22 protein-coding genes are annotated in these 22,554 nt (G+C 63.4%); 12 read left to right on the top strand and 10 right to left on the bottom strand.

Annotated features, from left to right (window positions below; all coding sequences use genetic code 11):
* The first annotated feature begins 55 nt into the window (after window positions 1–55).
* From HJD22_RS12080 to HJD22_RS12090, 3 genes are all read left to right on the top strand, one after another.
* A complete protein-coding gene (locus HJD22_RS12080) occupies window positions 56–187 on the top strand; it encodes an entericidin A/B family lipoprotein (RefSeq protein WP_208654727.1) in 132 nt (43 codons plus the stop codon).
* A gap of 116 nt (window positions 188–303) precedes the next feature.
* Window positions 304–435: an entericidin A/B family lipoprotein gene (locus tag HJD22_RS12085; RefSeq protein ID WP_208654728.1), complete on the top strand. Its 132-nt coding sequence runs from the start codon at window positions 304–306 to the stop codon at window positions 433–435.
* 112 nt (window positions 436–547) lie between these two features.
* Window positions 548–877: an I78 family peptidase inhibitor gene (locus tag HJD22_RS12090; protein WP_248730236.1), complete on the top strand. Its 330-nt coding sequence runs from the start codon at window positions 548–550 to the stop codon at window positions 875–877.
* A gap of 3 nt (window positions 878–880) precedes the next feature.
* Here HJD22_RS12090 and HJD22_RS12095 read toward each other — a convergent pair whose 3' ends face one another.
* Together HJD22_RS12095 and HJD22_RS12100 are read right to left on the bottom strand one after the other, a co-directional pair.
* Window positions 881–1,831 (bottom strand): ion transporter, encoded by a 951-nt coding sequence (locus HJD22_RS12095; RefSeq protein ID WP_208654729.1) that lies wholly within the window; start codon window positions 1,829–1,831, stop codon window positions 881–883.
* A gap of 182 nt (window positions 1,832–2,013) precedes the next feature.
* Window positions 2,014–2,526, bottom strand: a complete 513-nt coding sequence (locus HJD22_RS12100) for an acyl-CoA thioesterase (RefSeq protein ID WP_208654730.1) — start codon at window positions 2,524–2,526, stop codon at window positions 2,014–2,016.
* A gap of 126 nt (window positions 2,527–2,652) precedes the next feature.
* On the opposite strand from HJD22_RS12100, the gene HJD22_RS12105 reads away from it, so the two are divergent.
* Window positions 2,653–2,979, top strand: coding sequence for a hypothetical protein (locus tag HJD22_RS12105; RefSeq protein ID WP_208654731.1), 327 nt, complete (start codon window positions 2,653–2,655; stop codon window positions 2,977–2,979).
* A gap of 78 nt (window positions 2,980–3,057) precedes the next feature.
* Here HJD22_RS12105 and HJD22_RS12110 read toward each other — a convergent pair whose 3' ends face one another.
* The 5 genes from HJD22_RS12110 to HJD22_RS12130 all read right to left on the bottom strand — a co-directional run bounded on the left by HJD22_RS12110 (window position 3,058) and on the right by HJD22_RS12130 (window position 8,515).
* On the bottom strand, window positions 3,058–4,368 hold the full coding sequence (locus HJD22_RS12110) for a short-chain fatty acid transporter (RefSeq protein ID WP_208654732.1): 1,311 nt from the start codon (window positions 4,366–4,368) through the stop codon (window positions 3,058–3,060).
* 47 nt (window positions 4,369–4,415) lie between these two features.
* Entirely contained in the window at window positions 4,416–5,756 is a 1,341-nt protein-coding gene (locus HJD22_RS12115) for an MATE family efflux transporter (protein WP_208654733.1), read from the bottom strand.
* 2 nt (window positions 5,757–5,758) lie between these two features.
* Window positions 5,759–6,007 (bottom strand): YfhL family 4Fe-4S dicluster ferredoxin, encoded by a 249-nt coding sequence (locus HJD22_RS12120; RefSeq protein WP_208654734.1) that lies wholly within the window; start codon window positions 6,005–6,007, stop codon window positions 5,759–5,761.
* Window positions 6,008–6,064: 57 nt separating this feature from the next.
* Complete coding sequence (gene coaD / locus HJD22_RS12125; RefSeq protein ID WP_208654735.1) at window positions 6,065–6,544, bottom strand: pantetheine-phosphate adenylyltransferase; 480 nt, start codon at window positions 6,542–6,544, stop codon at window positions 6,065–6,067.
* Between the two features lie 90 nt (window positions 6,545–6,634).
* Complete coding sequence (locus tag HJD22_RS12130; protein WP_208656800.1) at window positions 6,635–8,515, bottom strand: beta-ketoacyl synthase; 1,881 nt, start codon at window positions 8,513–8,515, stop codon at window positions 6,635–6,637.
* 351 nt (window positions 8,516–8,866) lie between these two features.
* Between HJD22_RS12130 and HJD22_RS12135 the strand changes: the two genes are divergently transcribed.
* The 4 genes from HJD22_RS12135 (at window position 8,867) to glnE (ending at window position 14,643) form a co-directional block, all read left to right on the top strand.
* Entirely contained in the window at window positions 8,867–9,544 is a 678-nt protein-coding gene (locus tag HJD22_RS12135) for a tRNA (guanosine(46)-N(7))-methyltransferase TrmB (protein WP_208656801.1), read from the top strand.
* Window positions 9,545–9,624: 80 nt separating this feature from the next.
* Window positions 9,625–11,073, top strand: coding sequence for a D-alanyl-D-alanine carboxypeptidase/D-alanyl-D-alanine-endopeptidase (gene dacB / locus HJD22_RS12140; RefSeq protein ID WP_208654736.1), 1,449 nt, complete (start codon window positions 9,625–9,627; stop codon window positions 11,071–11,073).
* An 85-nt stretch (window positions 11,074–11,158) separates the two neighbouring features.
* Window positions 11,159–11,530, top strand: a complete 372-nt coding sequence (locus HJD22_RS12145) for a diacylglycerol kinase (RefSeq protein ID WP_208654737.1) — start codon at window positions 11,159–11,161, stop codon at window positions 11,528–11,530.
* Window positions 11,531–11,625: 95 nt separating this feature from the next.
* Complete coding sequence (gene glnE, locus HJD22_RS12150; protein ID WP_208654738.1) at window positions 11,626–14,643, top strand: bifunctional [glutamate--ammonia ligase]-adenylyl-L-tyrosine phosphorylase/[glutamate--ammonia-ligase] adenylyltransferase; 3,018 nt, start codon at window positions 11,626–11,628, stop codon at window positions 14,641–14,643.
* A 73-nt stretch (window positions 14,644–14,716) separates the two neighbouring features.
* Here glnE and acnA read toward each other — a convergent pair whose 3' ends face one another.
* Window positions 14,717–17,473 (bottom strand): aconitate hydratase AcnA, encoded by a 2,757-nt coding sequence (gene acnA / locus HJD22_RS12155; RefSeq protein WP_208654739.1) that lies wholly within the window; start codon window positions 17,471–17,473, stop codon window positions 14,717–14,719.
* Between the two features lie 305 nt (window positions 17,474–17,778).
* Here acnA and trxB point away from each other — a divergent pair, with 305 nt between their 5' ends.
* Entirely contained in the window at window positions 17,779–18,732 is a 954-nt protein-coding gene (gene trxB / locus HJD22_RS12160; RefSeq protein WP_208654740.1) for a thioredoxin-disulfide reductase, read from the top strand.
* Between the two features lie 63 nt (window positions 18,733–18,795).
* On the opposite strand, the gene HJD22_RS12165 is transcribed toward trxB, so the two are convergent.
* A complete protein-coding gene (locus HJD22_RS12165) occupies window positions 18,796–19,032 on the bottom strand; it encodes a SlyX family protein (protein ID WP_248730241.1) in 237 nt (78 codons plus the stop codon).
* 131 nt (window positions 19,033–19,163) lie between these two features.
* Between HJD22_RS12165 and HJD22_RS18000 the strand changes: the two genes are divergently transcribed.
* Window positions 19,164–19,655: a cold-shock protein gene (locus tag HJD22_RS18000; RefSeq protein WP_208654742.1), complete on the top strand. Its 492-nt coding sequence runs from the start codon at window positions 19,164–19,166 to the stop codon at window positions 19,653–19,655.
* Window positions 19,656–19,708: 53 nt separating this feature from the next.
* On the opposite strand, the gene HJD22_RS12175 is transcribed toward HJD22_RS18000, so the two are convergent.
* Entirely contained in the window at window positions 19,709–20,443 is a 735-nt protein-coding gene (locus tag HJD22_RS12175) for a FadR/GntR family transcriptional regulator (RefSeq protein ID WP_208654743.1), read from the bottom strand.
* A gap of 127 nt (window positions 20,444–20,570) precedes the next feature.
* Here HJD22_RS12175 and HJD22_RS12180 point away from each other — a divergent pair, with 127 nt between their 5' ends.
* The gene (locus HJD22_RS12180; RefSeq protein WP_217267759.1) at window positions 20,571–21,101 is read left to right on the top strand and encodes a gluconokinase; all 531 of its coding nucleotides are present in this window, start codon (window positions 20,571–20,573) and stop codon (window positions 21,099–21,101) included.
* A 21-nt stretch (window positions 21,102–21,122) separates the two neighbouring features.
* On the top strand, window positions 21,123–22,508 hold the full coding sequence (locus HJD22_RS12185) for a GntP family permease (protein WP_208654744.1): 1,386 nt from the start codon (window positions 21,123–21,125) through the stop codon (window positions 22,506–22,508).
* The last annotated feature ends 46 nt before the right edge of the window (window positions 22,509–22,554 follow it).

The following is a 22,554-nucleotide window of genomic DNA, read 5'->3' on the forward strand; positions in this document are numbered from 1 at the left end:
TGCTAAATTGACGTGGTAGTAGGTAATTCAGGTTCTACCATTTGAGGATACTGTAATGAAGCGTTCCGTTGCGATGCTAATGCTTGTCCTGATCAGCCTGATATTATTGAGTGGCTGCAATACGATTCGGGGCGCGGGCGAAGACATCGAGCAGGGTGGCGAGGCGATTCAGCGCTCGGCCAGCTAGCGGGCAAAGGTCAGCACCGAGCGCCTTGTGCAGTAAGCGGCAAAGCCTGTTAGGCTAGAATATACATTGCTTCACTGAAGGAATGCATTGATCACTGACGTTAAGGAGGACGTACCATGAAAAAGATTATCGCACTGAGCTTCGCCCTACTGGTTACCGCAGGTGCACTGGCGGGTTGCAATACCATGGAAGGTGCTGGCCAGGATGTCGAGCGTGGCGGCGAAGCGGTGCAGGACGCTGCCAACTGAGCAGGGTGGATGTTCACTGCACGTTGAGAGCGGGCGAACCCATGGGGTTCGCCCGCTTGCTTGTGATCGGAAAGAGGCGTTGTGATACGTCATACCCACTACAGGAATCGTCATGTCGTTCATGAAACTTGCCCTGCCCCTCGGCGCTGCTCTCCTGCTTTCGGCCTGTGCCACCCCGCCCCAGCCGATCCAGCGGGACGAGGCGCCACTGCCGCCCACCGTGACACCGGCCAACCGCGACGATTGCGATGCACGCTCGTCCCAAGATCGTATCGGCCGTGCCTATGACGAGGCGCTGAGTGCCTCCATCCTTGCCGAGAGCGGCGCCGAGCGCCTGCGGGTGCTGCGTGCAGGCGACATGGCGACCATGGATCATCGTCCCGACCGTCTCAATATCCGCCTCGATGAGAATGACAGAATCGAGCAGATCGGTTGCGGCTGAGGATCACTCGTAGCGCTCCTTCCAGCGCTGCCGCTCCACCTGTCCCTTGATCACCTCGATCATGTCGATCATCACCTGCTCGGTGACCATGTCGCTGTGGTGGTCGACCTTGAGCCAGGCCTCGAAGCCACTGTCGGCGACACGCTCGACGAGCTGGCCGAACGCCGGCGACTTGAGCCCCTCGGCCGCCTCGTGGACTAGCCGGCAGGCGATATCGCTGAGCGAGGCGTCCAGTGCATTGGCCACCTGCCCTCCCATTGGCAGACGTCTCAGGCGCTTGATCTCAGGGCTCTCCGCCAGGGTCCGCCCGATCAGCGCGCTGACATAGCGCATCAGGTCGCTGCGGTTGCGCTGATAGGCGCTGCCTACCATGTCCTCCATACGCTGGCTGATCTCATGAATGAGTTGCTGTTTGCGCGGCATGATCACATTGTCGATCATCTTCTCGGTCAACGAGTCGCTGGCACGGATCTGGTCCTGTACGTTGTCGAGCAGGCGCAGCGCGATCCGGTCGGAGAGCTCCTCGAGCAGAATATCGTAGTACTTGGCATAGATCGCATAGAGCCGCCAGTTGTGAATATCGATCATGTTCAGACGCTGCAGGCGATGCAGCAATGAGATGATGCGCAGCACCCTGAGCAGGCGGAACCCGCCCACCGGAATGCAACCCAGCACGTCGTACCAGTGCACGAACGGGTAGAAGAACCAACGATGGTAGCGGCGCTCTAAGATCGCCACTGCCCAGCCAAGCAGCACGTCGAGCACGAACACGGCAACGAATGCCAGATCGATGGCGATGAAATTGGCGTGTATGTTGCGCTCGTAGAGGCCATGCAGTCCCGGCGCCACGGCCTCGAAGGCGCTATTCAGCGGCGAGATCAGAAACAGCGCATCGAACAGCAGCAGTGCCAGGTTGACGACCACTAGCACGATGACCAGCAGATCCCAGGCCATGTGGGCCTGCTCTGCTCGCCGGCTCAAGGGCCGAGGTGCCGGAGAGGAGGCGCCTCCGGACGGCTTGCGAGATTTCCTCGAAGAGACTCGTGTGGTCGGCGATGTCATGGCACCTCCTTGTGCTTGCGGGCAAAAACGGGCGCTGGTATCTCTCCTGCGGCATAGTCAATATGGCTTCACACCTAAGTGGAAAAGCTCCTGACATGATTCTCGTGGGCACGCAGCGCCTCCTCCTCGGCCTGCTTGCGCATCTTCTTGCGCAGTGCAGCCTTCTCGAAGCGCAGCCTTTGCAGCGGTGTCTCCAATGCCAAAGGCGGCACCCGGGTCGGCACGCCACTCTCGTCGACGGCCACCATCGAGAGATAGCAGCTATTGGTATGGCGAATCACCTTCTCGCGAATGTCCTCGGCCACCACCTTGACGCCGATCTCCATGGAGGAGCGGCCGACATGGTTGACCGAGGCGAGAAAGGTCACCAGCTCGCCGACGTGGATCGGCTGCTTGAACAGCACCTGATCCACCGACAGCGTCACTACATAGCTGCCCGAGTAGCGACTGGCGCAGGCGTAGGCGACCTCATCGAGCTTCTTGAGGATCGCGCCACCGTGGACCTTGCCGCTGAAATTGGCCATGTCCGGTGTCATCAGCACGGTCATCGACAATTCATGCTGGCGAGGAAGGTCATCAAAGGTCATGCTCTAGATCCATGGGTTGAATAGTCTGCATAGGTTTACCATGTTTTGACTATGCATGAACGCATGGCGTGGGCGTAGCAGGGAGGCCCATGTCACTGGAGTATGGCTCAAGCAAGGAGGCCAATGATGAAAACAGCATTCCGAGTCGGTGTCGATGTCGAGACAACCGCAAGCGAGAAGGTGGGGACCGTGGATGTGCTCGGCAACCACTATCTGCGCATTGTGGCGGAGGATGGATCGTTCCGCTGGATACCCTATGCGCGGCTGGAAACGGCCGACGATGATCGGCTGTGCTTGATCGACGACCCCGACGACAAGCTCGGCGCAGTACTTACCTCACCGCCGCTGGGCGAGGATGGCGCCAATATCGACCCCGATGCCGAGGTCGACGAAGCGAGCGCCGATTCGTTTCCGGCCAGCGATCCGCCCGCCTACACTCCCGACAAGCACTGAATGACCGGCGCCGCTTCATCGACACGGCCATGCAAGCGATTGCATGGCCGTGTCGTGAGTGGCGAGGCGTCGGCCTGGCTAGAAGTAGGTCAGGCCGATACTGATGATCACACCGGTCACGAACAGCTGGATCAGGCAGAAACCCATGATGTCCTTGGCCTTGAGTCCGGCAATCGCCAATACAGGAAGCGCCCAGAAGGGCTGTAGCAGGTTGGTCCAGGCATCGCCCCAGGCGACCGCCATGGCGACCCGCGCCACATCGGCACCCAGCGCTTCGGCAGCAGGCAGCATGACCGGCGCCTGAACGGCCCATTGGCCGCCCCCCGAGGGCACGAAGAGGTTGACGATACCGGCACTGATGAACGACCAGAAAGGCAGCGAGGTTTCGGTGGCCAGCGATACCAGGCTCTCCGACATCGTTTGGGCCAGCCCCGACTCCACCATCACCGCCATAATGCCGGCATAGAAGGGAAACTGGATGACGATACCCGCTCCTCCCTTGATCGCCTCATGCAGGCTGGTGAGCAGGCGACGCGGGGTGCGATGCAGCACGATGGCCAGGAACAGGAACAGGAAGTTGACGATGTTTAGGTTCAGGCCGCCACCGCGCAGCAGGAAGTGGTCGAGCAAAAACAAAAGCCCCGGAATGCCGACCAGCCAGGCCAGCACGTGACTGTTCTCCAGGCGGTCGGCAGGGCGCAGCAGGTCGATTGCGACCTCGGGTGGGTCCTCCAGCAGCTTGGGGTCGACATAGACGCTGTCCTTCTCGTCGGGCAGCATCATGCGGTTGACCATCGGAATGGCAATGAACAGGCAGACCACGATTGCCAGATTGAAGAAGGCGAATATCGTGCTGCCGGTGCCGATCACCCCGATACGATCGGCAGTGAAATGGCCATCGGTGGCGATCGTCAGTGGGATCGAGCCGGCAAGCCCACCATGCCAGACCACGAAGCCGGTATAGGCGCTGGCAATCAGCAGCCGGTAGTCGACGCGGATCAGGCGCGCCAGCTCCTTGGCGAACAGCGCACCGACCACCAGACCGAAGCCCCAGTTGATCCAGCTGGCGGCAAGCGAGACCAGCGTCACCAGGATGATGGCGCTGCCGGGATCCTTGGCAAGCCCGGCGAGGCGCTGCAGCAGGCGCTTGACCGGTAGCGAGCTTGCCAGCATGAAGCCGGTGACCAGCACCAGCAGCATCTGCATCGAGAACGACAGCAGCCCCCAGAACCCGTCGCCCCAGAAACGCATGACCGCCAAGGGGGACTGGCGCTCAACGCCGATTGCTGCCGCGCCGGCCACCAGCGTCAGCAGCAGCACGAAGATGAAAGGATCGGGCAAGTAACGCTCGACCAGCCTGACGGCGGGGCGCGACAGGAACTTGAGCATGATGGTTTCGCTTTTTGTTGGTGAGGTTTCGGTAACGTACCTGAAAGTTAACGCAAAGTATTATCGACCTTGGTCGGCTCGCGCCAGCGGGTTTGTCGATAGTGCAGATAGTAGGCGCCGAGTACCGCCGAGCGCACCACGGCGAAGGCGGTCAAGGCCAGCCACAGGCCATGGTTGCCAAGCCCCTGGGTCAGCCACCACAGCGGCAGGTAGGCCGCCAGACCGATGAAGATGCTATTGCGCATCTCGCGGGTGGCGGTCGTGCCAATGAATACACCATCCAGCAGATAACTCCATACCGCGATCAGCGGCATCGCCGCCATCCAGGGCAGATACTCGGCGGCGGTGGCACGCACTTCGGGTAGCCCGGTCAGCAGTGCGATCAGTGCCTGGCCGCCCAGCGCAAAGGCCAGACTTGCGATGGCGGCGGTAATCAGCGAGAAGCGTGCCGAGGCGCGCACGGCCTGGCCGAATTCATCCCACTGCCGTCGCCCCACGGCCCGCCCCGTCAATGCCTCGGCGGCGTGGGCGAAGCCATCCAGGGCGTAGGAGGTGAGCATGATGAACTGCAGCAATACGGCGTTGGCGGCGAGTACCGTATCGCCCTGGCTGGCACCCTGGGCGGTGAAGAACGCCATGGCGAAGAGCAACCCCAAGGTGCGCACGAAGAGATGGGCGTTGACCTGGAAGAGCTCGGCATAGGCCGAGAGCCTGAGCAGTCGCTCGCGCAGGAAGCGACCCTCGAGCAGGCGCAGCTGGCGCAGCACCAGCCAGCCACCGAAGGCCAGCGCCGTATAATCGGCGATCACCGTGGCCCAGGCCACACCATCGCTGGTCATGCCCATACCGACCACGAAGAGCAGGTCGAGCAGAATGTTGACGCTGTTGGTCAGCACCAGGATGGCCAGCGTGACTCGAGAGTTCTGCTGCCCGAGGAACCAGCCGAGTATCGCGTAATTGGCCAGCACCGCTGGGGCCGAGAGGATGCGGATCGAGGCGTATTCGCGGGCAAGTTCGGTCGCCGCTGCGCTGCCGTCGAGCAGCCACAGGCCAAGCTCGATCAGCGGGGTGGCGAGTACGATCAGCGCCACGCCGATGGCGCCGGCCATCATCAGCGACTGGCCGAGCAGGTTGCGCACCTCGCTGTCGTTCTCGCGGCCCGCCGCCTGGGAGGTCAGCCCAGTGGTGCCCATGCGCAGAAAGCCGAACCCCCAGTAGAGAAAGCTGAACAGGGTGGCGCCCAGCGTCACGCCGGCCAGATAGCGCGAGTCCGGCAGATGGCCGACCACTGCGGTATCCACTAGCCCAAGCAGCGGCACGGTGATGTTCGACAGGATGATCGGCCAGGCCAGTAGCCAGATGCGGTGCCCGGGGGCGCGTAGGGCCACGGTCAGGCGGCGGTGATGAGGTGATATTTCTTCATCAGCTCGTCGTGGCTTTCGCTACGGGCCGGGTCGAGGGGAATGCAGTCGACGGGGCATACCTGCTGGCACTGCGGCTCGTCATAATGGCCGACGCACTCGGTGCACAGGTTGGGGTCGATCACATAGATCTCCTCGCCTGGCGAGATGGCGCCGTTGGGGCATTCGGGTTCGCAGACGTCGCAGTTGATGCACTCGTCGGTGATCATCAGTGCCATGGGGCTACCTCAATAATGTCCTGGGCAATGCATAACGGATAAGACCTAGCGCAATGCTCAGGTATTGTAATGCCTATCGAGCGCTTCGACGACCTTGGGGTGCACGTGGCGGGAGACATCGCCGCCCAGCCGGGCGATCTCGCGCACGATGGTCGAGGAGATATAGGAGTTCTCGACGGCGGGGGTCAGGAACACACTCTCCACATGCGGAGCTTGGGCGCGATTCATGTTGGCCAGCTGCAGCTCGTACTCGAAGTCCGAGACCGCGCGCAGCCCGCGCAGGATGATCCTTGCCCCCTGCTGCTCGAGAAGGTCGGTGAGCAGACACGAGAAGCCGGTGACCTCGACGTTGTCGAGCGGGGCGGTGACTTCGCGCGCCAGCGCCACGCGAAGGTCGAGATCGAGCTTCGGCTGCTTGCCGGGGCTGGCCGCGACCGCGATCACCACCTTGTCGAACATGCGAGCGGCACGCTCGATGAGATCGTAGTGGCCATTGGTGATGGGATCGAAGGTTCCAGGATAGACCACGATGTTCATGAGCAGCACCCGTGCCGGTGGGAGGCGTTGATCGACAGGCGACTAGGGTAACCAAAGGCCCGCTAGGCGACAATCACCGTGCCGGCTTCTTCACTCATCGAGACGGCCAAACGGGTTGTGCGGCGCCAGCGAGACCGGCTGGGCATAGCCCGGAATCACGATACGCTCGGCACTGATATCAAGCTCTTCTCCCTCGAGCACACCTTCGCCGAAACGGTAGAGCGCCCGGAAGTGACCATGGTCGGCTCGGGCTTCATGCGCTTTGCTGATGGCGAGCGTGGCATTGCGGCGCTCCTTCCAGGCATCGATGGCTGTCTGGCCATGGCGCTTGATCAGCAAGCGTTCGGTGGCATCGGGCGAGAGCACAAGGCCAGTGGCATTGTTGCCGCCGAATCCCTTGGCATTGATGAAGGCGGCATCGGCATCGAAGGCCTGGGGCGTGCGCGAGAAGCGCAAGCGATCGGCATGTACGTCGCTTGCCACGGCGTTCAGGGTGGGAATGCCAGGCAGCAGGCCGTGTTCGAAACTGCCCAGGGCGCTGGCGAGCTGGTCGCCGGCGGCACTGCCCTGAGAGTGGCCGATGAATGCCTTTATCGCCACCACCGGCCAGTCGTCAATGGCGTAGGCGTTGGCCACGCGGTCGAAGACGTGGGACTCGGTCACGCGATTCTTCGGGGTACTGGTGCCATGGGCGTGCAGGAAGCTGCGCTCCCTCACGGCGCGCATGCCGAGAATGTCGCCGGCCAGCGAGACGGCCTTGCCCAGGGTGATGTAGTTGCCGATGCCGGGGGCGGAGATGGAGCGCTTCCAGCCATCGGCGTTGGCGAAGACCGCCGGTACGCTGCCGAGTATCTGCGCCCCGACCTCGAGCGCCAGGGCGTCGTCCATCAGCAGCACGAACTGGCTCGCCTCGGCAATCGTGAAGCCGCAGTTGCGCGCAAAGGGGCGGCAGGCGCGCTGGTAATCGGCATCGGTCAGCAGCGACAGGGCATCCAGTGCCTTGAGACTGTCGTCGTCGGCGAGCGCGCCCATGGCGCGAAAGCCCTCGATGACCTCGGGTGTGATGGGAGCGTCCGCCGTTCCCACCATCACTACCCGGCGTCGGCCGCTGACGATATCCTCGACACCCAGACGCAGGTTGTAGAGAAAGCTGGCGCAGGCCCCCTGCACCGCCCCGGTGGCGCCGACGCTGCCTAGGACATAGGCGTTGAGAAAATCGGCCGGCATCTGGCCGTAACCCAGCGGCATCTGCTTGGAAGTGGCGCGGTTGCCCGAGACGAAGCTCTTGAGTAGCCCACCCCAGCCCTGATCGTCGAGCTGACCGATCGAGTTGCCGGCATAGACGGCAATGGCGTCGGGGTCGAGCCTGGCGGAGAGTGCCTCCCACTCGAGCCCGCTCTGGCCAAGGCAGTCGGAAGCGCCGAAGATCGTCATCGCCAGTCCGCGCGGGTGGTGCACGCTTCGGTAGAATCGGCTCGGCTCGAAGCCGCTGGGTAATTGACCAGCGGCGCGCACCTGAGCGGGACGGCGCTCCGGGAGCATCACCTCAAGCGCCCCGGCGGGCACACTCACTTCGAGCAGATGACGGTCGATTTCACGTACCTGCCAAGTCTCCGGCAGCGAGTCGGGCAGCTGGCGTCGGCGTATGCGAAACGTCAGCGGGGTGTCGAGTGCCAGCTGCGCCTGACGGTTGGCAGCGATCCCCTCCTCGTTGAAGGCGGGGTCCTCGATGCGGCGAATAAGGGTATGATCGAGCACCTGCTGACGATAACGAGCGGCGATCTCCTGAGGATCGAGTGCGTGGCCGCTGGCATCCGTCCACTCACCATCCAGGCTCTGGTTGGCCAGGCGCATCATTGCCGCCAGGGCCAATAGGGTGCGCTCCTGTTCGTCTTGGGGCAAGGCATCGAGGACCGTGCGACGGTAGGCCTGATGGCCTGAGGTTCTGCCGGCAGCGTTGACTCCGCCCATACCGACGATCACCGGTAACTGTGACAAGCCGCGTCCCTCGTTATGCTGTTGGTATCTACGAGTCTTTCGAGTGTCGCGATGATAGCACCGGGTTCGGCGTGTCGTCATGCCAGCCACAAGCCCGCAGACAGAGAATTGTTGAAACAGATGTTTGAAACGAACCATTGAAAAAGCTAGGATAAAACGGCTGTTTGAGTCATACGAGTTGGTATTGGCGCTTCTCCTGAGGAAGCGCCATTTTTTTGGCTGACGTGAGCGAGCGAGGAAGCGAGGGTGTGCAAGAGAGCCGGCTCGCACCCTGCGTTGGCCCTGTTACCATGGGAATTTAGGCAATTGAGTGGCCTTGCTCTCATGCATGTCGATTCACGCTTCATCTCCACCAATCAGAGTGGCCCCCACGACGATCTGACGCGCCGTGTCGAACGGGCCTTCGCCACGCCCTGGCGCAAGCCGGTCGCCGAGCATACCCGGCAAGCCTTCGATGCGGCACACGCGTGGCTTTCGCAGCATGGCGCACCGCTGGTGCTGGACGCTGGCTGCGGTGTGGGACTCTCGACCCGGGCGCTGGCGCAACGCCATGCCGGCCATGCGGTGATCGGCGTCGATCGCAGTGCCGACCGCCTGTCACGCAACCATGGGCCGTTGCCCGACAATGCCCTGCTGGTACGCGCCGACCTGGTGGATTTCTGGCGCCTGGCACTGGCCGCGGGATGGCAACCCGAGCACCACTATCTGCTCTATCCCAACCCCTATCCCAAGTCCGCCCATCTCAAGATGCGCTGGCATGGGCACCCGGTGTTGCCGCATCTGCTGGGGCTGGGCGGTCGCCTGGAGCTGCGCTCCAATTGGCGCCTCTATGTCGAAGAATTCGCCCTGGCCGTGGCGCTGGCCAAGGGAGTGCAGGCGACGGTCGACCAGTACGTGCCGGGAGACGAGTTCCTGACGCCCTTCGAGCGCAAGTATCACGTGAGCGGCCAGGCGCTATGGCGCCTGCAGATCGAATTACCTCACGCTAAGATTTTTTATTGAAAAAGATCGCACTTTGCGGCCTGTCTCGAGTCAGAGACGGCGCCACGACCGCTTTTCCTGTCACTGCTCTGGACCGCTTCATGTCACGACTGCTCATCGCGCTGCTATGCCTATTACCACTGTCTGCTCATGTGCAGTCTCAGGCCGCTGGTTTTCCGCAACTCTCGCGTCTCACCGATAACGGCTTTCTGATCAGCGCCGAGGCACGCCTGCTCGGAGATGCGACAGGTCCGGGGGAGGTGCTCGGCCGCATCGAGCCGGATCGCCAGCTCTCACCAGCCTCGGTGACCAAGATCTACCTGTCGGCGGCGGCGCTGGAGCGTTGGGGGCCCCAGCACCGCTTCACCACCCGGCTGGTCACGACGGGCAACGTGGATGGTGAAGGCATCCTGCAGGGCGACCTGATACTCGAGGGCGGCGGCGATCCGGGGCTGGTCTCGGAGGACCTGTGGCGGCTGGCACAGCAGCTGCGCCAGCGCGGCATTCGCGGCATCAATGGGCAGCTGGTGGTCAGCCAGTGGCGTTTCGGGCCGATGGCCTGCATTACCACCGATCGCTGCGAGACCCGTGAGCGCTCGACCAATACCTACAGCGCGCTGCTCTCCTCGGCGGGGGTCAACCATGGCCACTGGTGCATGAGCGTGATGCCCGCGGCCCAGGCTGGCGCGCCGGCGCGTGTTGCCAGCTGCGACACCGTCGAGCCGCTCACGCGGGTCACCAATCAGGTCACCACCGTGGCCTCCGGTGCCACCGAGCTGAGCGCCGAGCGGACCACCGATGCGCTCGGCGATACCATGGTGCTGCGTGGCCAGATCGTCCTGGGTGCCTCGCCGCGCGAACTCTATCGGGCCAGCTCCGACCCGGCCTTGCAGACCGCGCAGGTCTTGGGCGCGCTGCTGTCGCAAGCGGGTATCGAGGTGGCCGATGGCCATGTCACCACCACCGAGCGCCCCTCCACCTCCGCTCGCGAACTCGCAAGCCTGGCGGGGCGGCCGTTGCAGGAGCTGCTGCTTGCGACCATGAACTACTCCAACAACTACATGGCCGATGTGCTGAGCCTGAACATGGTGGCCGAACCGCAAGGTTCGCTGCTCCAGGCCGGCGAAGCGCTCGAGCGCTATGTCGCTGGACTGCCGGGACACGGCCCGGTGGCGTTGCAAAGCGGCAGCGGCCTTACCACTGGCAATCGCACCTCGGCGACCGGGGTCAATGCCTTGCTCGAGCATGTCTATCACCGCGCTGCCCTGTTCCCGAGTCTGTCGGCCAGCATGCAGGCCCCGATCAACGGGCCGATGCGTTTCACTCGCAGGGGCAGCGAGCGCTTCCAGAACGGTGTGATGATCAAGACCGGTACGCTCAACCAACCCATTTCGGTACGCGCGATCGGTGGCTACTTCCGCACCGATAGCGGCCAGTGGGGGGTATTCAGCGCGCTGGTCAACGGTACGTCGCAGACCCCTTACCTGACCTGGGGGGAAGTGCTCGATCCGCTGGCGGCGGATCTCGACGAGATGATCCGTGGCCACTAGCGCCATGGGTCAAGCGTAACCGCTTTTGCTACTATTGGCGGGCCATCCATCCGGACGGTGCCGATCCATTACTCAAGAGCAGACCATGAAACCTGGGCATACCGGCTGGCGTCACCTGGTCAATTCGACTCGTTATTCGTTCAAGGGTCTCAAGGCGGCCTTTCACAACGAGACTGCCTTTCGCCAGGAAGTCGCTCTGAGCATGGTCATGCTGCCGCTGGCGATCTGGATCGGGCGCGTCCCGGTCGAGTGGATACTGCTGGTGGGCAGCGTGCTACTGGTACTGATCGTCGAGCTGCTCAATAGCGCCGTCGAGAATGTGGTCGATCGGATTGGTATCGAGCATCACGAACTCTCGGGGCGTGCCAAGGATATCGGCTCGGCGGCAGTGATGCTGGCGCTGCTGCTGGCCGGCATGACCTGGGCACTGCTGATCTGGCAGCGCTTTTTCAGCTGACAAGCATGCCAGGCATCGCAAGGGGTGCCGCCGGGCAGGTGCCTTCGCTATGCTGGTAGCAGACACGCTCCCAGCCCGCTGATCGCGAGACGCCCATGGCACTGCCAACGCCGTTTGAGAAATCGCCCTTTCTGCCCATCGACGAGATGCCACAGACGCTGCATGCCGCTCTGGCGCGCAGCGAGCAGCGCCTGTCCGAGGCGTTGGCCCAAGCAGATGCCCAGGCTGAGCGCCAGCAGTTAGCGCTTGTCAGCACCTACTGGAACAGTCTGGACGCAGGTCGCCGCGGTGAGCTTGCGCGAGTGGTTGCGATCTCCTCCTTCGCCGCCGAGACCCTGGTGCGCCATCCCGACTGGCTTGAGCAGCTCGACGCCGGCGACGAGCTCGAGCGTGCCCCCGAGGCGTCGCTGCAGGCCGAGTGGCTCAATGAAGCGCTTGCCCAAGCTCATGACGAGGCGGCGATGCAGACGGCGATACGCCGCTTCCGGCGGGCACGCATGCTGGGTATCGTGTGGCGCGACCTGAATCGCCCTGACGGCTATGACATGTGGAGCACCGCGGCGAGCGTGTCACGGCTTGCCGAGATTTGCCTTTCGGGGGCGCTTGGCTGGCTGGAGGCGCACTTCGCGGTGCGCTGGGGGGTGCCGGCACCGCGTAGCGATGGCGAGCCGCAGCGCTTGGTGGTGCTGGGCATGGGCAAGCTCGGTGCCGGCGAGCTCAATCTCTCCTCCGATATCGACCTGATCTTCGCCTTTCCGGAAAAGGGCGTGAGCCAGAGCGGCAAGCGCGAATACGACCATCAGGAGTACTTCACCAAGATCGGCCAGAAGCTGATCACCGCACTCGATGCGATGACCGCCGACGGCTTCGCGTTTCGTGTCGACATGCGCCTGCGCCCGCTCGGCGACGGCGGCCCCCTGGTCGGCAGTTTCGCCATGCTGGCCAGCTACTATCAGGATCAGGGCCGAGAGTGGGAGCGCTACGCGTTGCTCAAAGCGAGGCCAGTGGCGGGCGATCTCGAGGCAGGACGTGCGTTGCTGACGAGCCTCAGGCCCTTCGTCTACCGCCGCTATCTGGACTTCGGCGCCATCGAATCGCTGCGCGAGATGAAGGAGATGATCAATCGCCAGGTCAAGCGCCGCGGCATGGATGACAACATCAAGCTCGGCCGCGGCGGTATCCGTGAAGTGGAGTTCGTGGTTCAGGCGTTTCAGCTGATTCGCGGCGGTCGCGACACCGAACTGCAGGTCACCTCGCTCAGGGAGGCACTCAAGCGCCTGCCACCGCTCGACCTGCTGCCCCAGGCGGTGGTCGACGAGCTCGAGCCCGACTATGTGTTCCTGCGCGATCTCGAACATGTCATCCAGGCGCTCGAGGATCGCCAAACCCAGGCTCTGCCCGAGGATGAACCCGACCGCGAGCGAGTCACCCTGGCGCTCGGCATGACGGAGTGGCCGGCACTGGTCGCCCGCCTCGACGAGGTACGCGACAGAGTGCGCCGGCATTTCGACTCGGTGATCTCCGACCCCGAGGAGGAGGCCGACACTGCGCCAGGCGAGGCGAGTGGCAACGAGCGCGACATCGAGGCGTGGCGAGCGCTATGGAAGCGCGAGGCGTATCAGGAGATGGATGACGACGCCGTGATACTGCTCGGCAACGCCGGCTTCGCCAAGCCCGAGGTGGCCGCCAGGCGCCTGGTGTCGCTGCGCCATTCGCGGGCGGTGCAGAGCATGCAGCGCATCGGCTACGAGCGGCTCGATGCGCTGATGCCGATGCTGCTCGCCGCGGTGGCCGATAGTGAGGCGCCGGACAGCGCGCTTGAGCGGGTGTTGCCGCTGATCGAGGCGGTGCTCAGGCGTACCGCCTATCTCGCCCTGCTGCGCGAAAATCCCCAGGCGCTCGAGCATCTGATGCGGCTGTGTGCGGTCAGTCCCTGGATCGCCGAGCAGCTGGCGCGCTACCCGATCCTGCTCGACGAGCTGCTGACTCCCGCGACGCTCTATACTCCCGCCGACAAGTCGCGGCTGGCCGACGAGCTGCGCCAGGCCCTCGGGCGCATCCCCGAGGATGACGAGGAGGCGCTGCTCGAGGCGCTACGCAACTTCAAGCACGCCAAGGTATTGCATGTCGCGGCCTCCGACATTGCTGGTGCCCGCGCGTTGATGAAGGTCAGCGACTACCTGACTTATATCGCCGAGGTGGTGCTCGAACAGGTATTGGCAATGGCCTGGAAGCACCTGACGCGCAAGCATGGCCATCCGCAGCGCCGCGACGGCTCCAAGGGTGATGGCGGCTTCATCATCGTCGGCTACGGCAAGCTTGGCGGCATCGAGCTTGGCTACGGCTCCGACCTCGATCTGGTCTTCATCCACGATGCCGACTCCCAGGGCACGACCGATGGGCCACGTGCCGTCGACAACGCCGTGTTCTTCACTCGTCTGGGCCAGCGCATCATCCATCTGCTGACCGCGGTGACGCCGGCCGGTGCTCTCTACGAGGTCGACATGCGCCTACGCCCCTCGGGCAATGCTGGCTTGTTGGTCACCACGCTGGACGCATTCGCCGACTATCAGCGTCAACAGGCCTGGACCTGGGAGCATCAGGCACTGGTGCGCTCCCGGGTGGTGGCCGGAGACCCGGTACTGGCCAAGCGCTTCGAGGCGCTGCGAGGCGACATCCTCGGCCAGCCGCGCGATAGCGATGCGCTGCGCGAGGAGGTGGTCAAGATGCGCCTCAAGATGCGCGAGCACCTCGGCAGCAGTGCGGCCGTTCAACAGCAGGGGCGTTTCGACCTCAAGCAGGATGCCGGCGGCATGATCGATATCGAATTCCTGTGTCAGTACGCGGTACTGGCGCTGGGTGCCGAGGCTCCGGAGCTGCTGCGCTTCAGCGACAACATGCGCATCCTCGAGACGCTGGAGGAGAGCGGCAAGATGCCCGCCGACGATGCCCGCCGTCTGCGCGAGGCCTATCTCGCCTACCGCCACACCACTCACCGCGCGGCCTTGACCAAGACCGAGCGATGGGTGGATATCCAGGAGGTCGAGCAGCACCGTCAGCATGTGATCGCCTTGTGGCAGCGCTGGATGGAGTCGTCCGCCGCAGAGAGCTGAACACAAGCGGGCCCCGTCACGACGGGGCCTGCAGGTTATGGTTGGTGGCTGAGCTCGGTTGCTCAGTGGTGGCTCACGCCGCGCCGATCATCTTGCGCAGCACGTAGTGCAGGATGCCGCCATGACGGTAATACTCGAGTTCGTTGGCGGTATCGATGCGGCACAGCGCCTCGAGCTTTTTCTCACCCTTGTCGCTCTTGATCGTCACCTTGACCTTGCCACCCGGAGTCAGCTCGCTCAGGCCGGAGACCGAAATCGTCTCGTCGCCGGTGAACTGCAGGGACTTGCGATCCTCCCCTTCGGGGAACTGCAGCGGCACCACTCCCATGCCGATCAGGTTGGAGCGGTGGATGCGCTCGTAGGATTCGGCCAGTACTGCGCGCACGCCCAGCAGGCGCGTGCCCTTGGCCGCCCAGTCGCGTGAGGAGCCGGAGCCGTACTCCTTGCCGGCAATGACCACCAGCGGCGTGCCCTGCTCGGCATACTTCATGGCGGCGTCGTAGATCGCCAGCTGTTCGTCGGAGGGGACGTGGCGGGTGTAGCCACCCTCGACGTTGTCAAGCATCTCGTTGCGGATACGCACGTTGGCGAAGGTGCCGCGCATCATCACCTCGTGGTTGCCGCGCCGCGAACCATAGGAGTTGAAGTCCATGGGCTTGACGCCATGCTCCTGAAGGTAGTGTCCGGCGGGGCTGTCGGGCTTGATCGAACCGGCCGGTGAGATGTGGTCGGTGGTCACCGAGTCGCCAAGCATCGCCAGGATGTGCGCGCCTTCGACGTCGTCGATCCGGGCCGGGGTGCGATCCATGTCTTCGAAGAAGGGCGGATGCTGGATATAGGTGGATTTCGAAGACCACTCGTAGACTTCGCTCTGCGGCACGTCGATGGCCTGCCAGGTCTCGTCGCCGTCGAAGACCTCGGCGTACTCTTTGCGGAACATCTCGGTCTTGACCTTCTCCACCGCTTCGGCGATTTCCGCCTGGGAGGGCCAGATATCCTGCAGGAATACTGGCTTGCCGTCCGATCCCTGGCCCAGCGGCTCTTTGGTCAGATCAAGACGCACGTTGCCGGCCAGGGCGTAGGCCACCACCAGCGGCGGGGAGGCCAGCCAGTTGGTCTTGACCAGTGGGTGCACGCGGCCTTCGAAGTTGCGGTTGCCCGAGAGCACCGAGGCCACGGTCAGATCGCCGGCATCGATGGCTTTCTCGATCGCCTCGGGCAGCGGGCCGGAGTTGCCGATGCAGGTGGTGCAGCCGTACCCGACCAGATCAAAGCCGAGCTTGTCGAGATCCTCCTGGACGCCACCGGCGGCGAGGTACTCGGTGACCACCTTGGAGCCCGGTGCCAGCGAGGTCTTGACCCAGGGCTTGGTGGTCAGGCCCTTGGCCGCTGCCTTGCGGGCCAGCAGACCGGCGGCCATCATCACGCTGGGGTTGGAGGTGTTGGTGCAGGAGGTGATCGCGGCGATCACCACGGCACCGGGGTTGAGCTTGAACGACTCGTCATTGATCTCACACGCTTGGCTGTCCTCATGCTCATAGTCGCCGTGGCTGAAGTGTGACTCCATATCGGCGGGCTGGCCGCCTTCGGCTTGCCAGCGGGACTTTTCGGTAGCCGGCGCGTCCGGCGTCTCGATTCCCATCAGGGTTTCGAAGGTCGCCTTCATGTCGGAGAGCGCGACACGGTCCTGAGGGCGCTTGGGGCCGGCCAGACTGGCTTCCACCTCGCTCATGTCGAGGTGCAGGGTATCGGTGAAGATTGGCTCGGTGCCGGGCTCGCGCCACATGCCCTGGGCCTTGGAATACGCCTCGACGAGCGCGACCTGGGCATCGTCGCGGCCGGTCAGGCGCAGATAGTTGAGCGTCTCGTCATCGACCGGGAAGAAGCCGCAGGTGGCGCCATACTCCGGTGCCATGTTGGCGATGGTGGCACGATCCGCCAGCGGCAGGTCGGCGAGGCCATCGCCGTAGAATTCGACGAACTTGCCGACCACGCCCTTCTTGCGCAGCATCTGGGTCACCGTCAGCACCAGGTCGGTGGCGGTGATGCCTTCACGTAGCTTGCCGGTCAGCTTGAAGCCGATCACTTCGGGGATCAGCATCGATACCGGCTGACCGAGCATGGCGGCCTCGGCCTCGATGCCGCCCACGCCCCAGCCGAGTACGCCAAGGCCATTGATCATGGTGGTGTGGGAGTCGGTGCCTACCAGAGTGTCGGGGTAGGCGAAGGTCTTGCCATCCTCCTCCTTGGTCCACACCGTCTTGCCCAGGTACTCGAGGTTGACCTGGTGGCAGATGCCGGTGCCCGGAGGCACCACGCGGAAGTTGTCGAAAGCTTCCTGGCCCCAACGCAGGAATTCGTAGCGCTCGCGGTTACGCTCCATCTCGAGGATGACGTTATCGCGAAAGGCGGTGGCGTTGCCGAAGTTGTCGACCATGACCGAGTGGTCGATGACCAGATCCACTGGCGAGAGCGGATTGATGCGTGCCGGATCTTCGCCGAGCTTCTCCACGGCGGCGCGCATCGAGGCCAGATCGACCACACCGGGGACGCCGGTGAAATCCTGCATCAGTACGCGCGCCGGACGGTAGCCGATCTCGCGGGTCGAGCGCGCCTCCTTCTGCCAGTCCACCAGGGCTTGCATGTCCTCCTGTGAGGCGCTCTCCTCGTTGGCATAACGCAGCTGGTTCTCCAGCAGAACCTTGAGCGTCACGGGCAGTCGAGAGATGTCACCAAGCTTCTGTGCCGCCTGGGGCAGGCTGTAGTAATGGTAGGTCCGCTCACCCACGGTCAGGGTGGCAAGCGAATCCGGTGTGGTGTCGGTGCTCATGGTCTTCTCCTTAGAAAGGCGAAAAGTCGTCCATCCAGGACATCCTTATCACATGGTTATGATAGTGGGTGTTTTCAAGCGTAGCCGTGCTTGGCCCGTTCGTGCCAAGACCGGTGATGCATTACGTCTATCGACGTGATTGCCAAAGCGCTCTTGAAAGGCCGTTCCACGGCCCTCAACTTGGTAGGCACATGTCGATGAGCATGAGCCACTGCCGGGACCGCTAGGGTCTCTTCTGGTATATTGCCCGCCGCAGAGGTCTTTTCGTCACTCTTATTATCCTCAGTACGAGTCAGAGGTTGCCCATGAGCGAAGTGCGCCACGAACGCCTGATCATTCTCGGTTCAGGCCCGGCCGGATACACCGCGGCGGTCTATGCCGCCCGCGCCAACCTCAAGCCGCTACTGATCACCGGTATGCAGGCGGGTGGCCAGCTGACCACCACCACCGATGTCGACAACTGGCCCGGCGACGATACCGGTGTACAGGGGCCTGAGCTGATGGAGCGTATGAAGCGTCATGCCGAGCGCTTCGACACCGAGGTACTGTTCGACCACATCAATGAGGTGGAGCTGCGCCAGACACCCTTCACACTGAAGGGTGACAGCGGCACCTACACCTGCGATGCCCTGATCATCGCCACCGGGGCCAGTGCACGCTATCTGGGCCTGCCTTCCGAGCAGCAGTTCATGGGCCAGGGTGTATCGGCCTGTGCGACCTGCGACGGCTTCTTCTACAAGAATCAGGAAGTCGTCGTGGTGGGTGGCGGCAATACCGCCGTGGAGGAGGCGCTCTATCTCTCCAACATCGCCTCCAAGGTGACGCTGGTGCATCGCCGTGACAGCCTGCGTGCCGAAAAGATTCTGCAGGACAAGCTCTTCGAGAAGATCGAGAACGGCAACATGGCGGTGGAGTGGAATCACACCCTGGGGGAGGTGCTCGGTGATGGCAGTGGCGTGACCGGTGTGCGCCTCAAGTCCACCCTCGATGATAGCGAGAAGGTGATCAATGCACCGGGGCTGTTCATCGCCATCGGTCACACCCCGAATACCGGACTCTTCGAGGGCCAGCTCGAGATGGTCGACGGCTATATCAAGGTGCGCTCCGGGCTGCAGGGCAATGCCACTGCCACCAGCGTACCGGGCGTGTTCGCCGCTGGCGATGTCATCGATCATGTCTATCGCCAAGCGATCACGTCGGCCGGCAGCGGTTGCATGGCCGCCCTAGATGTCGAGCGCTATCTGGACGGGATCGACTGATTTTAGGCAACAATCGCCGCTGAAAACCCGCCAAGGCGGGTTTTTTGGGCTTTCGTTTGTTCTTTAGTAGTGGGGAGGCACTTCATCGTGCGGGTTGAAGAGGTCATCCTGCGGCGCCGATCGCTGCTCCCGCAGGCGCTCTTGCATCAGCTCATTGAGCCGCACGAGCTCGGCGAGCCGCTGTTCCTGGTGCGCCACGGCGCGATCAAGCTCGTCAAGCCAGTGCTCCTGATAGGCGCTGCGGTTCTCCAGTTCTTCCAGGCGCGCCTCGAGCCGAGCGAGCGAGTCGCCATAAGGCATGTTAGAATCGGCGCGTTGCGTGTTGCCGTTCATCGCTTCACCTGCAGTGCGTAATCCGTGTCCGCGACAATGGTCCGGGACGCATTCATCATCAGTCATCTCCACCATCACAACAAGAGAACTTGAGGTCCATGAATCGTAAGGTCTTACTTCGTTCTAGTCTGATTAGTCTGTTGCTCGCCGCTCTCGCTCCGCTCCTCATCGCTCTGTTCATCTCCTTTGTCGGAGGGCCACTATCCCGCCAATTGATGGCGACACTCCAGCTCGGTGGCGTTACCGGGGTCTATCTTGCCTCGGCGCTGGCCGTGTTTCTGCTGCTGCTGGTCGCGAATTTCGCAGTGAGTGCAGCAGTCTCGCAGTCCGGATCACCCCACACCTCGCAACGCCTCGCGCGAGAGGAGGGCGAGGAGGAGGATGACCGCGAGATCGGCGAGGTCAAGTGGTTCAACGTCAACAAAGGGTACGGCTTCATCACTCGCCACAATGGCGATGACGTGTTCGTGCATTTTCGTGCCATACGCGGCAAGGGGCACCGTACCCTGGCCGAGGGGCAGAAGGTGCGTTACCACATCATCGAGAACGAGCGTGGCCTGCAGGCCGATGATGTCACCATCATCACCTGAGCCGTCGCAGTCTTGGTATCAACTAGCGCCCCGCTTCGTGCGGGGCGCTGTCGTTATGGCGCCTCCTGAACCATCGCCGAGCGCACCTCGGTCAATAGACTGCGCATGGCGAGTTCGGCCTGGACGGGATCGCCGTTGGCCACCGCCTGGGCGACGGCGTCATGAAGGTCGAGCGCCTCGGGTACCGGATGGGCGGGCATCATGCCGAGCTCGGTGCGCCCCTTCAGCACGATCGTGACCACATGGGTGAGGGCGGCGAACATCTCGTTGCCGCTGGTGGCTAGCAGCAAGCTATGAAAGGCGATGTCCTGCTCGAGGAAGCGCTGCAGCTCTCCGGCTTCGCCCAGTGCGCGCATGGTATCGGCGATCTCCACCAGCTGGCGTCGTTCGCTGGCGCCGGCCATGCGCGCCGCGCTGGCGGCGGCCAGCGGTTCGACGGCGATACGCAGCTCGGTCAGCGAGCGCAGCTGATCGTCGCGCCCCGCGCTCGACAAACGCCACCAGATGACGCGGGGGTCAAAGACCTGCCAGGCCTCGGCGGGCTGCACGATGATGCCAACGCGGCGTCTCGAGATCACCAGGCCCAGCGATTCCAGCAGGCGCATCGCCTCGCGCGCCACGGTGCGTGAGACACCAAGGCTGGCGCCGATACCTTCCAGCGTCAGCACATCGCCGGGGCGAAGCTCGCCACGGATGATCCTCAATCCGAGAGAGTCGACGGTCGAGTTGTGCAGCGCAGGGGCACGCAGGCCCTCCCTTTCTTGATATGGCTCAAGGTCGATATGCATATAAGACTTTTGTAGTATGTTTGGCGCGCTTTTAAAGGTGCTACCTTTCGGCGTGAAAGATAATACTTAATGCCGGCGCTCACTTGAGTATAGCACTGGCCAGACATGCCCACGAGCGGGAGAATTGATGACTGTTATACGACCAGCGGAGCCCTTGTGCCTGGTGGTGATGGGAGTTTCCGGCGTTGGCAAGACCACCACCGCGGAAGGCCTGGCCACCCGGCTTGGCTGGACGCTGGCTGAAGCCGACCAGTTCCATCCGCAGGCCAATATCGACAAGATGAGTGCCGGTACTCCCCTCAACGACGAAGACCGGGGGCCTTGGCTTGCCACCCTGCGCGATTGGGTGTCCGCACAGGCTGATGCAGGGGAGTGCACGGTGGTGACCTGCTCTGCTCTCAAGCGCCGCTACCGCGATCTGCTGCGTGGAGCGCGCTGCCAATTGCGCTTCGTGCACCTGATGGCCGATGCCGAGAATATCGCTGAGCGACTCGAGCAGCGCCGCGGCCATTTCATGCCCGGCTCACTGCTGGGGTCGCAATTCGCCGACCTGGAACCGCTCGCCGATGACGAGAGCGGCGTCTCGGTCTGCGTCGACCTGCCCCCCGATGCGCTCGTCGAGCGCGCCCTGCAAACGCTTGGTCTCGCGACGCGCTAACCATCTCAAAGGAACACGCTTATGACCCCCGATGAGTGGCAACAGACCATGGAAGCCGGTCCGCTACTGGGCATCGCCGTCGTTGCCATTGCCGTGCTGCTGGTTCTGATCATCCGCTTTCGCATGCACGCCTTCCTGGCGCTGATCCTGGTCAGCCTGCTGACCGCCTTCGCTGCCGGCCTGCCCTTCGACCAGATCGTGCCGACGCTGACCTCCAATTTCGGCGCAACCCTGGGTAGCGTAGCGCTGCTGGTGGGGCTTGGCGCCATGTTGGGACGCCTGGTCGAGGCGAGTGGCGGGGCTCAGGCGCTGGCCGATACGTTGATCGAGCGCTTCGGTGAGCAGCGTGCACCCCTGGCGCTGGGCATCGCCTCGCTGCTGTTCGGCTTCCCGATCTTCTTCGATGCCGGGCTGGTGGTGATGCTGCCGATCATCTTCACCGTGGCGCATCGCCTGGGCGGTGGCGTGCTGCGCTATGGCCTGCCGGCGGCGGGTGCCTTCTCGGTGATGCATATCTTCGTGCCACCTCACCCCGGCCCGGTGGCGGCCGGCGAGTTACTCGGCGCTGATATCGGCCTGGTGATGCTGCTCGGCCTGGCGGTGGCGATTCCCACCTGGTACGTCACCAGCTACCTGTTCGGGCTATGGGCCGGCAAGCGCTTCGTGCTGCCGGTGCCGGAGATTCTCACCGGTGGCGGCGATATCGAACGCGACACCAATCCGCCACCCACAGGCACCGTGATCGCCATGCTGCTGCTGCCGCTGTTGCTGATCTTTGCCAATACCGGCCTCGATACGCTTCGCGCAATCGGCTGGGTCGACGAGCAGGCTGGCTGGTACGCCCTGGCGCGCACTCTGGGGGCGACACCGGTTGCGCTGCTGATCACCGTTCTGGTGGGCTGTCATGTACTGGGCACGCGTCGCGGTCGTGGCCGCGAGCTGGTCGAAAAGTTGCTGGATTCGGCGCTGGGGCCGGTCTGTGCGATCATCCTCATTACCGGGGCGGGTGGCATGTTCGGCGGTGTGCTGCGTGCCAGTGGCATTGGCGATGCACTCTCGGATGGCCTGACGGGGCTTGGCCTGCCGGTGATTGCCGCGGCCTACCTGATCGCCACGGCGCTGCGCATTGCCCAGGGCTCGGCGACGGTGGCGTTGATCACGGCCGCAGGCCTGGTGCAGCCGGCGGTGATGCTGGCCGGCTACAATCCGGTCGAGTCCGCCGCGGTGGTGCTGGCGCTGGCCGCGGGCTCGGTCACGGCAAGCCACGTCAACGACTCCGGTTTCTGGCTGGTGGGGCGCTTCTTGGGAATGGACGTCAAGACCACCCTCAAGACCTGGACAGTCATGCAGACCACCATCGGCTTGATGGGCTTTGCCCTTGCCTGGCTGATCTTCGCCATCGCCTGACCCCTGCTGCAGAAACCACGAGACCGCCCCGACTTGCCGGGGCGGT

Origin of the sequence: Halomonas sp. TA22 (genome assembly GCF_013009075.1) — a bacterium.
Classification (GTDB): Bacteria; Pseudomonadota; Gammaproteobacteria; order Pseudomonadales; family Halomonadaceae; genus TA22.